At 72.1% G+C, this 12414-nt stretch carries 16 protein-coding genes; 9 read left to right on the forward strand and 7 right to left on the reverse strand.

Features of this window, described 5'->3' with window-relative positions; all coding sequences use genetic code 11:
• The first annotated feature begins 207 nt into the window (after positions 1-207).
• A complete protein-coding gene (locus Cco03nite_RS10480; RefSeq protein WP_203691693.1) occupies positions 208-558 on the forward strand; it encodes a YciI family protein in 351 nt (116 codons plus the stop codon).
• 55 nt (positions 559-613) lie between these two features.
• The gene (locus Cco03nite_RS10485) at positions 614-1258 is read left to right on the forward strand and encodes a hypothetical protein (RefSeq protein WP_239167272.1); all 645 of its coding nucleotides are present in this window, start codon (positions 614-616) and stop codon (positions 1256-1258) included.
• Here Cco03nite_RS10485 and Cco03nite_RS10490 read toward each other — a convergent pair.
• The 7 genes from Cco03nite_RS10490 to Cco03nite_RS10520 form a co-directional block, all read right to left on the reverse strand.
• Positions 1255-1764, reverse strand: a complete 510-nt coding sequence (locus tag Cco03nite_RS10490; RefSeq protein WP_203691695.1) for a hypothetical protein — start codon at positions 1762-1764, stop codon at positions 1255-1257. The genes Cco03nite_RS10485 and Cco03nite_RS10490 overlap by 4 nt on opposite strands.
• A 21-nt stretch (positions 1765-1785) precedes the next feature.
• Complete coding sequence (locus Cco03nite_RS10495; protein ID WP_203691703.1) at positions 1786-2445, reverse strand: tetratricopeptide repeat protein; 660 nt, start codon at positions 2443-2445, stop codon at positions 1786-1788.
• Positions 2446-2536: 91 nt separating this feature from the next.
• Complete coding sequence (locus Cco03nite_RS10500; RefSeq protein WP_239167273.1) at positions 2537-2938, reverse strand: VOC family protein; 402 nt, start codon at positions 2936-2938, stop codon at positions 2537-2539.
• A gap of 93 nt (positions 2939-3031) precedes the next feature.
• Entirely contained in the window at positions 3032-4258 is a 1227-nt protein-coding gene (locus tag Cco03nite_RS10505) for an adenylosuccinate synthetase (protein ID WP_239167274.1), read from the reverse strand.
• Positions 4255-5220, reverse strand: a complete 966-nt coding sequence (locus Cco03nite_RS10510) for a hypothetical protein (RefSeq protein WP_203691705.1) — start codon at positions 5218-5220, stop codon at positions 4255-4257. Before Cco03nite_RS10510 ends, Cco03nite_RS10505 begins: the two co-directional genes overlap by 4 nt.
• A 10-nt stretch (positions 5221-5230) precedes the next feature.
• Positions 5231-6211, reverse strand: coding sequence for a lipopolysaccharide kinase InaA family protein (locus Cco03nite_RS10515; protein ID WP_203691707.1), 981 nt, complete (start codon positions 6209-6211; stop codon positions 5231-5233).
• Positions 6208-6939: an NUDIX hydrolase gene (locus tag Cco03nite_RS10520; protein ID WP_203691709.1), complete on the reverse strand. Its 732-nt coding sequence runs from the start codon at positions 6937-6939 to the stop codon at positions 6208-6210. Before Cco03nite_RS10520 ends, Cco03nite_RS10515 begins: the two co-directional genes overlap by 4 nt.
• 198 nt (positions 6940-7137) lie before the next feature.
• Here Cco03nite_RS10520 and Cco03nite_RS10525 point away from each other — a divergent pair, with 198 nt between their 5' ends.
• The 7 genes from Cco03nite_RS10525 (at position 7138) to Cco03nite_RS42810 (ending at position 12378) form a co-directional block, all read left to right on the forward strand.
• Complete coding sequence (locus Cco03nite_RS10525) at positions 7138-7659, forward strand: EthD family reductase (RefSeq protein WP_203691711.1); 522 nt, start codon at positions 7138-7140, stop codon at positions 7657-7659.
• 221 nt (positions 7660-7880) lie between these two features.
• Positions 7881-8657 carry an NYN domain-containing protein gene (locus tag Cco03nite_RS10530; RefSeq protein ID WP_203691713.1) on the forward strand — a complete coding sequence of 259 codons (777 nt, stop codon included), beginning with the start codon at positions 7881-7883 and terminating at the stop codon, positions 8655-8657.
• Positions 8658-8729: 72 nt separating this feature from the next.
• Positions 8730-9566: a DUF3592 domain-containing protein gene (locus tag Cco03nite_RS42285; protein WP_239167275.1), complete on the forward strand. Its 837-nt coding sequence runs from the start codon at positions 8730-8732 to the stop codon at positions 9564-9566.
• Positions 9567-9695: 129 nt separating this feature from the next.
• Positions 9696-9989, forward strand: a complete 294-nt coding sequence (locus Cco03nite_RS10540) for a hypothetical protein (RefSeq protein ID WP_203691715.1) — start codon at positions 9696-9698, stop codon at positions 9987-9989.
• A gap of 194 nt (positions 9990-10183) precedes the next feature.
• A complete protein-coding gene (locus Cco03nite_RS10545; RefSeq protein ID WP_203691717.1) occupies positions 10184-10411 on the forward strand; it encodes a DUF6458 family protein in 228 nt (75 codons plus the stop codon).
• Between the two features lie 104 nt (positions 10412-10515).
• On the forward strand, positions 10516-12123 hold the full coding sequence (locus Cco03nite_RS10550; RefSeq protein WP_203691726.1) for a serine/threonine-protein kinase: 1608 nt from the start codon (positions 10516-10518) through the stop codon (positions 12121-12123).
• 129 nt (positions 12124-12252) lie between these two features.
• Positions 12253-12378 (forward strand): hypothetical protein, encoded by a 126-nt coding sequence (locus Cco03nite_RS42810; RefSeq protein ID WP_275412026.1) that lies wholly within the window; start codon positions 12253-12255, stop codon positions 12376-12378.
• Positions 12379-12414: the final 36 nt, after the last annotated feature.

Here is a 12414-nt window from a genome sequence, read left to right on the forward strand (position 1 = left end):
CACCGGCTGGCGACCTACGGCAGTCTTGCGCCGGGAAAGCCGAACCGTCATCACCTGCACGGCCTTGACGGCCGGGTGCACACGCCAGACGGACCGGTCGAGGCGTGCATTTACGTTCTCAGGTTTGCCCGCCCGCCTGAGCGGTGAACCGGTAGGTGTCACCGGCCGGTCCGGCCCGGCGACCACCCACCATGGAAGGACCCCGTCATGGCGAAATTCTTGACCATCGGATACGGCGACGAGGCCGGATACGACCGTACCGCCGCCGAGCTGCGCGATCGGGCGCACGCCCAGGACGCCCGGCTGCGGGAGGCCGGCGCCGCATCGGGGATCGCCGGTTCGCCGGTACAGGTGCGAAACCATGACGCCACGGGGGTGGTCGTCGCCGAGGGCCCGTTCCTGTCGGCCGCACTTCCGGTCGCCGGGTTCGCCCTCATCGAGGCGGCCTCGCTGGACGAGGCGATCGAAGCCGTGTCCGGGACGCCGTGCGCGATCGCGCACGGAGTCGTCGAGGTGTGGCCACTGCACGATCAGGCACCGGCCGCCGGCCGATCGTGATCACGACGATGTGCCGAGCGGCCGTTCCGGCCGTTCGACCACCATGGAGGAATCGATGCGTTCCGCGCTGGCGCGGCGGCTGAGCCACGTCTACTGGATCGGTGGCAGCAGCGGGTCGGGCAAGACGACCATCGCCCGCTGCCTGGCCGGCCGCCATGGGCTCGGCGTCTACGACACCGACGCGGTCATGCCCGTCCATGCCCGCCGCATGCCGGCCGACACCGCCCCGTATCTGGGCAGGTTCGCCGCCATGGACATGGACGAACGGTGGGTCGACCGCACCCCGGACGAGATGCTCCAGACCTTCCACTGGTACCACGGCGAAGGCTTCGACGAGATCGTCACGGACCTGCTACAGCTGCCGACCAGCCGACCTGTCGTCGCCGAAGGTTTCCGGCTCCTGCCCGACCTCGTCAAACCGCTGTTGACCGATACGCGCCACGCGGTGTGGCTGCTGGCGACCCCGCCCTTCCGGCAGGCGGCATTCGACGCCCGCGGCGGCACGGCCTGGGGCTTCGTCGCCAAGACCCGCGACCCGCAGCGTGCATTGCGCAACGTGCTGCAGCGCGACGCCATGTTCACCGACCGCCTCGCCCGGCAGACCACCGACCTCGGACTGACCGCGCTGAGGGTGGACACCGGGACCCGCGAGAACGACCTCGCACATCGTGTCGCCGCGGAGTTCGGTCTCCACGTCTAACTTCCGTCGCGCGGCCTCGGCTCCACCGGTGCGGCGATGCCGAGCGCCACCAGCAGCCCGGCCCAGGTCTCCTCGACAAACGTATGGTGCGCGTCCAGAGCGGCGGCGACCGCCTGCGGGCCGGGAGCGAGTCCCGCCTGGGCGGCCCACTCCAGCACCTGCCGCAGCAGTTCGTCCGGCTGGCGGGTCAGGGGCGGTGCGCCGTACTCCTCGGCGGTGTGCTCGTGCAGGTAGGCGTGCCAGCGCCGCCCGCTCGGCGTCACGCCGACGACGTCCGCGCAGTCACTGTCCAACACGTACGCCGACAGCACCGGCGACGCCGTCTCGACAGCCAGGGCTGGCAAGGCCGCGCCGGCGGACGGACCGGCGCGCTGGTAGCTCACCTGCCACCAGCCGTTCCCCAGCGCCTGCGGCGACACCTCCGGCGGGCCGCAGTCCCGCAGCGCCGCGAACTCCGGCAGCGGCGACTGCGACCGGCCGACCAGGAAGCGCCCCCAGAAACCCACGCCCGCTCACCTTCACTGTGTCTAGATCCGGGTTCTGGCCTGCTCGATGTGGCGCACGATGGCGTGCGCACCGTGCGCGCCGGCGATGGCATGCGCCTCGTCGAGCGTCGCCAGCGCGTCCGCGCGACGGTCCTGGGCGGCGGCGATGTAGGCCAGCCCGATCATGTTGGAAGCCACGCCCGGCAGCGACCCCACCTCGCGGCGCAAGCGGGACGACTCCTCCAGCCGCTCGCGCGCCTCGTCCAGCCGTCCGGCGGCGTGCGCCACGATGCCCAGGTGCCGCAGCGCCTCCGCCCGGGTCGGCTTGTCGCCGGTCTGTGCGGCCAGCCGGCTGGACCGCTCGAAGTACGGCACCGCGGTCTCGTCGTCGCGCCGGATGAACTGGTGGACGCAACCGATCCAGAACAACGCCTCGGCCTCGCCGCGCATGTCGCCCAGCGCCCGGTACAGCTCGAACGCGCGCTGGAACAGCGGCAGCTCGGCCGGATCCTCGGCGGGCGGTGACCCGGCGTCGGCGGCCGCGCTCTGGAACCGCGCATGCAGGATCAGCCCACGCGCCAGTGCCGCATCGGCCTCGACCGCGTCCAAGCCCCGTTCGGCCTCGCCCAGCGCGCTGGTGTCCCCGCCGTACACCGTCCGCGCGTAGGCGTCTCTGGCCCGCTCGATCCGATCGTCGCTCATCGCCAAACCCCCGTCGAGATCCCCGACCATCCGCTGAATCCGGCAGTCTAATCGGGACACGCGGTCGCCGTCCGGTCCTCACCCGGCGTGGTCAGGCTTGGCCGAGCCGGTCCAACTCCTCGAAGATCGTCAACTGCAGTCCGGCCGGGCCCTCCAGGCGGGCGTTGAGCGAGTTCCAGGGTGTGCGCATCGGCTCCGCGATCACCTGCGCCCCGTTCCCGGCCAGCACGGCGGTCATGTCGGCCGCGTCGTCGACCTGCAACGCGACCCGGATGTGCCCGGCCACCCGGCGTCCCACCTCGACCTCGTCGACGTACGCGGCATGGGCCGGGTCGGCCAGCTCCAGCGTCGCACGCCCCGCGTCCAGAATGGTGACCCGCCCGCCCGGCGACGAGAACGCGCCCAACTCGCCCATGCCGAGCACGTCGCGGTAGAACCGCAGCGCCTCGTCGTAGTCGGGTGCCGTGACGACCAGCCGCAACTCGCTTACCACAGGTGAACTCCCTCGTGCGTTTCTCTCCACGGCAACCCGGCAGCGGGGGAACTTATGCCGCGACCGGCGTCAAATCTGCTCGCCGGACGGCTGTCACCGTGGCCGCGCGGCCGGCGGCCTCTTGTCCGCGCAGGTCGGGCCATCAGAGGTGACCACGACCGGAACGCCGAGCACCTCGCCGACGTCGCCGAGCCCGGTGTAGACCGGCGTGGCGGTGTTCAGCGTCTGGGTGAGCTTCTCCTGGTACGCGAGGTCGCCGCGCTCGCCCGGCACGATCCGGTCCAGCTGCCCATACGACAGGCACATCTTCAGGTCGTGCCGTTCGGCCGCGTCCAGATGGGTGACGGCGAGCGCGTCGACGCCGCCGCAGACCTCGACGGCGTAGCGGTGGGCGACGGCGTCGAAGTGCCCGGCCCGCCACGCGCCCTGCCACGGCCCGTGGCCGTTGTGCCGCTCCGGCAGCGCCGCCGTGAGCTGCGCGTCCTCGGTGACGAGCGGCCCGGCGCCGTGCCGGGTCGTGTAGGTGCGCACGACCCCGAGGCGCAGGGCGTCGTCGTCGCCGTGCTCGGCCAGCAGCGTCTCGGCGTTGTCGAAGGTGGTCGTGGACCAGGTGGTGTACGGGTGCCAGCCGCGCCACTCGTCCAGCAGCACACCCTGGGCTCCTTCGAACACGCACGGGCCGGCCAGCGCCTGCCGGGACGACGGGACGAGCCGGACGGCGGCCCCGAACCACCGGAACGCCTCGGCGACGGCGGCGACCGGCGGCGCGTCGAGCGGGCCGAGTTCTGCGGTCAGCGCGTCCCGGACCGCGCCCAGTTTGCGTTTCAGCGTGGCCGGGGACCCGGTGTCGCCCGCGCGTACGGCCAGGTCGGGGTGGGCGAGCGCGAACGCGGCGGTCTCGCCGACGCCCATACCGCAGGACCCGTGCCGGTCGTCGCCGCGCGCGGCCTCCCGGCGGCGGTTGGCGGCCCGGTGCCACGGTGTCGTCAGCAGTGCCCGCCGGTCGACGGTGAGCAGCTCGAACGGCGCCGGCACGCCCAGCTCGGCCAGGTGCCCGGCCTCGGCGGCCAGGGCGACGGGGTCGACCATCATGAACCGGGACAGGTGCGTGCGGACCCCGTGCAGGGTGCCGGACCCGAACTGGGCGAAGGTGTGGTGACGCCCGTCGGGCGTCACCACGTTGTGGGCGGCCTGCGCGCCCCCGTTGAACCGGATCACGGTGCTCACCGGCCGGGTCGCGCAGAGCCAGTCCACGATGGTGCCCTTGCCGGCGTCGCCGTAGCCGAGGTCGACGACGATGACGTGGCGGGGCGTGGTCACAGCCGGGTCACCGGCGCGGTCCGGTCGCCGAATCCCGCAGGCAGCGCGGAGCGCACCAGCGCGCCGCGGCTGCCGCCGAGCGGGGCGAGCGCCTTGCCGACGCTCGGGCCGGCCGACGACCCCGCGTCGGCGAGGTCGACCAGGCCGGAGTCCAGGTCGGTGGTGTCCTCGCCGAGGCCGACGGTGAGGGCGATGGTCTCGCAGACGGCGTCGAGGTCGTCGAGTTCGATGACGTTCTGGCCGAGCAGCTTGCGCCAGAACCCGAGGATCTCGGCGTCGCCGGTGTAGCTGGCCTGCGCGGGCATGATGAAGTACACGTCGTAGCTGCGCCGCAGCTCGGCGACGATCGCCTCGGTGCCGATCGGCTCGGCGATCGTGTCGCCGATGACGCGGCGCACCTCGGCGGGCTTGACCCGCGGGTACGCCATCTCGTCGCCGATGATGAACAGGTAACCGCGCCGACCACGCGCCACCGCGTCGAGGGCGGTGTGCCGGGCCATGAAGTACATGGCGAGTTCGTAGGACTCGGTGCGCTGGCCGCCTCCGCCGCCTTCGAGCAGGATCCGGCCGAGGTCGTCGTCGGTGCGGTTGTCGGACTCGAACTGCCCGATCTGCAGCGGCGCCCGGTCGCAGGTGGCGTCACCGATCGCGCCGAACAGGATCTGCGGGTCGGTGCAGTAGCCCTTGCGGATCAGCAGGCCGAACAGTTCCGGCAGTTTCGTCTGCAGCACGCGCGGCACCGAGCCCATCGACCCGGTGACGTCGAACAGGATCGCGATCGGTGTCGACTGCGGGTGCTGGTCGCTGTCGCGGCTTTCGCGGACCCTGACGCCGTGCGGGTTGAGGGCGTCGTGCACGGTGCGCGCGCCGGAGTCGCTGTAGGCGAAGGCGCTGGCGCCGGTCGCCGCGCGGTAGCCGGCCGCGGCGGCGTAGACGTCGGTGGACCATCGTCCGCTTCCCATGTTCTGCTCCTTAGAGGGTGAAGGGCCGGAAGGTGCGGGGCCCGTAGCGGGCTTCGAGCAGCTCGTCCAGTTCGGCGAGCAGCCGCCACGCGTCGTGCGGGCGTGCGTTCGGGTGGGGCAGGGTGCAGCCGTGGGCGAACCGGGCCAGGGCCGGCGGTGTCCGGTCGCCCATGAGCCAGGTCATGCACCGGGTGGCGAGGTGGATGTCGGTCGCCGCACTGGCGGGGCGCTTGCCGGTGACCTCGGGCGGGTAGAGATCGTGGTATCCGCGGGCGAGCGCCGGGACCGTCTGGCCGGGTTCGGTGACGCTGTAGCACCAGTCGACGAGGGCGAGGCCGTGCTCGCCCGGGTGGATCAGCACGTGGTCGGGGACGATCGCGCCGTGGACGACACCGGCGCGGTGGGCGTAGCCGACCGCGACCAGCAGCCGCCGCCACATCCAGGCGGCGTCGCGCGGGTCGACGCCGTCGGGGTAGGACTGCTTGACGCGGGCCAGGCTCACGAATCCGTCCTGGTGGGCGAGGATCGTGGCGGTGCGCCGGCCGCCGCCGGCGGGGTCGCGGTGGGTGAACGAGTCGATCAGCCGGGGCGCGTAGGCGCTGTGGCGTGCCTCGCCCTGGCTGCGCAGCAGGGTCAGGGCGCGTACCTCCCGGCGCATCAGGTCGCTGTCGGCAGGATGGCGGGGCAGCTTCAGCAGGGCCGTGCCGCCGTCGACGGCGTACAGGTCGGCGAGGTCACCCGCGTGCGCCAGCGGCCCGACGCGGTAGGAGCCGCGGGGCGTGACCATGGTCGTGCCGTCGCGGTGCGCGGCCCACAGATTCGCCAGCCGGGCGAACGCGTGCGTCGCGGTCGCGGCGCGGCCGGCCGGTGCGGTGTCGGGGTGCAAAACCTTGGCGAGCGTTCGGTACGCGTGCCCGCCGTCGCCGGTGAACAGGTCACCGGGGGAGCGGGCGGCCATCACCCTCGTGACCGCGTCGTCGAAGCCGCTCATCGCCGCTCCTCCGCCGAGGGCCGCAGCAGCGCCGGGTGCAGGATGCGGGCGTCGCCCGCGCGGAACAGCTTGGACCGGGGGCCGCCGCGCTCGCCGCCGCGCTGGGTCGTCGCACCGGTGTCCTCGATGAAGCCGGGCACGGACAGCACCTTGCGGTGGAAGTTGCCCGCGTGCGGCTCCTCACCCCACACGGCCGTGTAGACGCCGCGCAGCTGCGCGATCGTGAACTCCTCACCGACGAACGCGGTCGCCAGCGGCGTGTACTCGATTTTGGCGCGGGCGCGTTCGAGACCGGCGGCGAGGATGGTGTCGTGGTCGAACGCGAGGCCGGTGGCGGCGGCGACCGGCACCCAGCGGGCCGCGGCGGCGTCACCGCCGACGGTCGGCTCGGGCAGGCGCGGCGCGAAGGCGAGGTAGGCCACCGACATCACCCGCATGCGCGGGTCGCGGCCCGGATCGCCGAACGTGGCGAGCTGTTCCAGGTGTACGCGGGGAAGGATGCCGGTCTCCTCGGCGAGTTCGCGCAGCGCCGCCTCGTCGAGCGTCTCCTCGCGGACGAAACCGCCCGGCAGGGCGAGCCGGCCGGCGTGGGGCTGCTCGCCGCGCTCCACCAGCAGCACGTGCAGCACACCGTCGCGGATGGTCAGCGTGACGACGTCGACCGTGACCGCGACGGCCGGGTAGGCCCGTGGGTCGTAGCCGTCGAGGAACTCGCGCTCGGTGACCATCGCATTGTCCTTCTCGATCAGAGATTAACTCGAACTGAGAAGAACTGTAGGACCCGGTCTGTCGACTGTCAACAGCGCTCTGGCCCTGCACGTCAGGCGTTCGTTCCCGCCGGAGGTCGCGCCTCCGCTCACGCGCCGGCGGCGCGGCGTAACGTGTTCATTTCACTACCTTGCGTAGCGGATCTCTAGCCTGCTCCTGTGACGACAGCGAACACGGCGACGGATCGGCAGCAGGCCGACGCGGCTGGCTTCCAGGTCGTCTGCGCCGACGACGATGTCGCCGAGATCGCCGAGGGCGTGCTGGACAGCCTGGCCGCGGCGGCAGAAGCGGACCGGTTGCACGCCGTGCGGCCGGCAGGTCACGGCGCATGGGCGGTGACGTGTCCCGACGGCAGCGTCCTGCGGGTATCGGTCGGACGTCCCGCACGCCGACGGGCCTACCCGCCCGGCACCCTGCTGCTCGGCCTGCCCATCGCCCGCAGGATGCGGGGCCTCAAGGGATGGACCATCGGACACTGCGAGGCGGCGGCGCCCGGCGAGCGACCGCCCTATCACCTCATCGTCGGCCTGCACGCCGACACCCGCGCGGACCTGGAGGCGATCCTGGACAGCCCCGAAGGCCGGGCAGCGGTCGAGGATGTGCCGAACTTCGCCACCGGGGGCGTCACGTTCCTCTACAACAAGGACCAGCACGTGGAGACCATTCCCGTCGCGGTGTGACGGCGCGGACGGCCGCAGCGGCCCGGTCCGCTGTGGCTGTCGCGTCGCCGACGCCACGAGCACGAACCGCGCCGCAGCGGCGAAGGTGTAGCCGGCGATCGTCACCACGGAGGCCGCCGTGCCCGCGCGTCCCCGCACCCGCCCGGTTCCGGTGAGACCTGCTCGCCGTGCCGACCGGCGGCCGACACGCCCGGGCGCCTTCCCACCACGGACGGAGCAGCATGGTCACTGCCAACCCCAGCGCCGCCAAACTCGCCGTTCTCATCGACGCCGACAACGCGCAGGCCGCGATCGTCGAGGCGTTGTTGGCCGAGGTCGCCAAGTACGGCACCGCGCATGTCAAACGCGCCTACGGGGACTGGACCGGCCCGAGCCTGAAGGGCTGGAAAGAGCGGCTGCTCGCTCAGTCGATCCAGCCGATACAGCAGTTCGCCTACACCAACGGCAGGAACGCCACCGACGCCGCGATGATCATCGATGCGATGGACCTGCTGTACACGGGGCGGCTGGACGGATTCTGCATAGTTTCCAGCGACAGCGACTTCACCCGCCTGGCCGCGCGCATCCGCGAATCCGGCCGCACCGTGTACGGCTTCGGCGAGCGCAAGACACCGAAACCGTTCGTCGCGGCCTGCGACAAGTTCATCTACACCGAGAATCTCACCTACCCCCAGCTCCCGGCCGTCCGAGCCGACGCGGTGCCCAAACCCCGTCCGGTGGCTCCGTCGATGCAGCTCGCGGACGACACGGTGCTGACCGACCAGCTGCGCAACGCGATCGAAGCAGCCTCCGACGACGACGGCTGGGCCGACCTCGCCAGCGTCGGCCACATCATCACCAAACAACGCCCGGACTTCGACTCCCGCAACTACGGCTACGCCAAACTCAGCGCGCTGATGGCCGCGACGAGCCTGTTCGAAGTGGAGCGCCGCCATCCCGGCGAAGGAAAACCCGCGGTTGTCTACACCCGGGACAAGCAACGCCGGCCCGCCGTCTAGTGTCGACGGCAGGCATGCCTTGCCGACAAACGCCAGGTCACCCGGCCGAACGCACAGCGTCATCTCCGGCGGGTGCCCGAGCGTGCCGGTTCGCAGGTCGGCGGTCGTGTAGAGGCGGAAGCCGCCGTCCGGGAAGACGTGGGGGATGACCGGCTGGCCGACCCTCCCGGCGCGGATCGCAGACCACTGGTCGGGAGACTGGCACCCAGGCTCGGCAGGAAGTTTGATCGCTGCCGATACCCTGCGGGGGTGATCGTGCGGGTGCTCCACCGGCTGGTGGTGATCGCTGCCGTCGTGGCGGCGACACTGCTGGCGTGCGCGTTCATGGGCACCGTGCACGGGCTGGACCCGGGTGGAAATCACCTGCAGGTTCCGGTGATTCTCGCGCTCTCGCTGGTGCCGATGGCGGTCGCGATCCTGCTGGGATGCGATGAGGGCGGCCGCTTCCTGCTGGCGGGCGTGGCCTGGGTGGTGGTGTTCTTCGCGCAGGTCATGATGATGCTGACCGTCTCGGCCGCGTTGCTGGTGGAACGTGGCGAGCCGGTCACCGCGACGGTGACGCGAGAACTGGGCCGCGACGGTGACCGCGACCAGTGGGGGGACTACCTCTACCGGATCGCCGATCCGGCGGGAACGCCGCTGGCCGGCGTGTTGCGTACCCCGAACCAGCACGACGTGGGCGGCGAGGTCGAGGTGCTGGCCGATCCCGCTGGATGGGCGCACCCGCGGGAAGCCGCCACCATCGAACCCCATACCGACGTGGCGATGCTGATCGTGCTCGGTGTCGTCTTCGCGGGCCCGGGTGTCCTGCTGTACCTGCTGTCCTGCCTCCCGCGGCACCGGCCGCAGGACAGATCCGGCGAGTGGTACCACGACGCCGCCGATGCGGTGATCCGGCGGGTCTCATGAGGTCTGCCGCCGTCGCCCAGGCCGAGAACGTCAGGCACCCGACGGTGGGCGCGGCCATCGTCTCTCCGTTGCCGGCCGCCCGCTGACCGGTCGATGGCGTGGTGAAGATCCGCTGGCTACGCTGCGCTGGTGTTGTCTGTGGATGGTCAGTCCAACGAGCGGCTCGTGCTCGACGGGGAGTGGTTCGAGAAGCTGCACGGCGGACAGTCGAAGACCCGCGTGCCGGCGTCGTCGTTCCGGAGCGCGACGTGGCAGGACATCGACCGCCGGGTACGCCTGTTCAGCAGTGAACGCGAGCAGCTGGTCTCGGTGATGCTGTCGTTCGAGGGCGGCCCGTTCGTCGGCTTCGTCGCGCCGGCCGACAAGCGCCCGCAACTCGAAGCCGTCGTCGCGGGCCTCGAAGCCGCCCGCACGGCGGCCTGAGCGGCGCGGACATTAGCGTCCCAGACGCCGAATGCGTCACTGCTTTGTGACAAGCCCAACGCCGGACAGCGTCCGGGCAGGCGCGATCGCAGGTCAGCCGCCCGGATGGTGAGCTCGGGCGGTTTCCGGCCCCAGGTGGGGGGTATCGGCGGGTTGTAGCCGCGAACCCGCGGCCAGCCTTGGAGGTGACCACCATGGGTATCGGCGCAAGCATCTTCCTCATCGTGCTCGGCGCGATCTTCACGTTCGCGCTCGATTTCGACATCGCCGGCATCGACATCGACGTGATCGGCTGGATCTTCATGATCGGCGGCGTGCTCGGCCTGCTGTTCACCGCCCTGATCTGGGGACCGCGCAACCGTGCCCGGACCGTCAGCGCGCCGGCCGAGTACCGCCGGGTCGAGGAGCACACCGAGATCTGACAGGCCGGCGGCGCCCCGCCGACCACTGTCCGCGGGGTGCCGCCGTTCTGCGAGGAAGCCGTTCGGCGCGTCGAGGCGATCGCCGACCACCCCGGAGGACCCCGATGACCGGCACGGCAACGTCGTCGTGGCAGGCAGGAACCCTGCTGGAGGACCGCTACCTGCTCACCGAACCCGCCGGACGCGGCGGCAGCGCCACCGTCTGGCACGCCCGCGACGAGCGACTGGGCCGGATGGTCGCCGTCAAACTCCTCAGAACCGAACTGCTCGACGACGAGGCCGCGCTGAACCGCCTCCAGGTCGAAGCCCAGGCGCTGGCCAGGCTGCGCCACCCGAACCTCGCCGACGTCTACGACTACGCCCTGGTCCGGCACGGCAGCCAACTGAGCGCCGCGTACCTGGTCATGGAACTCATCGACGGCGCCCCCCTCACCCGGTTGCTGGCCGACCACGCCGACCTGCCCTGGCAGCAGGCCGCGCGGATCGGGGCGCAGACCGCCGACGGGCTGGCCGCCGCACACGCCCGCGGCATCGTCCACCGCGACATCGCCCCCGGCAACATCCTGCTCACCGCGTACGGCGTGAAGCTCATCGACTTCGAGCTGTGCGCCCCGCCCGGCAGCGCCGAGTACGACCCCGACGGCCAGCTCATCGGCACCCCCGCCTACGTGTCACCCGAACGCCTCGACGGCCGGCCCGTGCAACCCGCCGCCGACGTGTACGCCCTCGGGGTGCTGCTGTACCGGATGCTCGCCGGCCGCCTGCCCTGGCGGGCCGACAGCGCCGTCGCGCTGATGACCGCACCGCGGCTGCGCCCGCCCGCTCCGCTGCCGCCGGTGCCGGGCCTCCCGGCGCCGCTCGCGGCGCTGGTCACCGCCTGCCTGGCCGAGCAGCCGCAGCAGCGGCCGACCGCCGCCGAACTCGCCGACACGCTGCGGACCCACACGCCCGAGCAGATCCCGGCCCTCGTACCCGCCGCCTCGCAAGGCGACGACGCACCCACGCACATCCTGCCCTGGCGGCCGACCGACCCCCGCCGGCGCCGCCGACACCTGGCCGCCGCGGTGGCCGCGGCAGCGCTCGCCGCCGCGGGCGCTGGCTGGGTGATGAGTACCCGGGCCGATGCGCCGCAGGTCGGCCCCGCGCCGTCGCCGCAGGCGGGCGCCGCCGACTGCACGGCGGTGTACCGGCTGCTGTCCGTAGGCCGAGGCCGTTACCGCGCGGGCCTCACCGTCACCAACACCGCCGACACTCCGGTCAGCGGGCCTGTCGCGTTCGCCGTCCCGGCCAAGCAGCGCATCGACGCCGCCCACGGCTGGACGCAGCACGACGGCACCGCCACCAACGACACCGTCCGGGCACTGGACGCCGGCAAGTCGACCACGATGACCGTCAGCGGCACGTACACCGGCGCCCACGCGCTGCCCACCACGTTCACGCTGGCCGGCCGTTCCTGCACGCCGACCCTGCTGAGCATGTCGGGCAGCCTGCTGCCGCTGCCGACGACCGGCGGCGCCACGGTGGCGACAGACCCCCGTCCGGGCATCCGGACAGCACCGCCCAGTGGCCGGGCCGACGATCCGGCCCCACCGGCGTCGGCGTCACCGCCACCGCAGGTCTCCCCGTCGGCCGTCCAGCCGTCGTCGAGCCCGACCAGCCAAGACAACGGCAACGGCCGGGCCATGGCCTCCGCGCAGGTCGAAAGCCGCTGAGGCGACAGCGTCAGTGCACTGCTGAGTCCTGCGGCCGCGCACGCGGGCAGCGGGCAGCGGACATGCCCGTCCGCCGACGGGAGCGGCTGTCTATGGGCCTGGGCGGGACCTTACGCCGACAACCACAGCGTGCAATGCGCCTGGTTCAACTCCGACGGCAACCGGGGTGACGACTGCATCTACGAGGAGAACCCCGGTGGCATGCGCAACCAGGCCTCGTCCCTGATGAACGGCACGGCGCGCGGCAACCGGTGAGAGGCGGTGGCACCACGTCAGGTGCCACCGCCTGCC

The organism is Catellatospora coxensis (genome assembly GCF_016862635.1).
Classification (GTDB): Bacteria; Actinomycetota; Actinomycetes; order Mycobacteriales; family Micromonosporaceae; genus Catellatospora; species Catellatospora coxensis.

Excerpts from the sequence above, each read along its gene's own strand:
- Cco03nite_RS10530 (WP_203691713.1), top strand. The coding sequence starts at position 7,881 with ATGGTCACTGCCAACCCCAGCGCCGCCAAACTCGCCGTTCTCATCGAC.
- Cco03nite_RS10520 (WP_203691709.1), bottom strand. The coding sequence starts at position 6,939 with ATGGTCACCGAGCGCGAGTTCCTCGACGGCTACGACCCACGGGCCTAC.
- Cco03nite_RS10485 (WP_239167272.1), top strand. The coding sequence starts at position 614 with ATGCGTTCCGCGCTGGCGCGGCGGCTGAGCCACGTCTACTGGATCGGT.
- Cco03nite_RS10480 (WP_203691693.1), top strand. The coding sequence starts at position 208 with ATGGCGAAATTCTTGACCATCGGATACGGCGACGAGGCCGGATACGAC.
- Cco03nite_RS10510 (WP_203691705.1), bottom strand. The coding sequence starts at position 5,220 with ATGGGAAGCGGACGATGGTCCACCGACGTCTACGCCGCCGCGGCCGGC.
- Cco03nite_RS10515 (WP_203691707.1), bottom strand. The coding sequence starts at position 6,211 with ATGAGCGGCTTCGACGACGCGGTCACGAGGGTGATGGCCGCCCGCTCC.
- Cco03nite_RS10495 (WP_203691703.1), bottom strand. The coding sequence starts at position 2,445 with ATGAGCGACGATCGGATCGAGCGGGCCAGAGACGCCTACGCGCGGACG.
- Cco03nite_RS10545 (WP_203691717.1), top strand. The coding sequence starts at position 10,184 with ATGGGTATCGGCGCAAGCATCTTCCTCATCGTGCTCGGCGCGATCTTC.
- Cco03nite_RS10550 (WP_203691726.1), top strand. The coding sequence starts at position 10,516 with ATGACCGGCACGGCAACGTCGTCGTGGCAGGCAGGAACCCTGCTGGAG.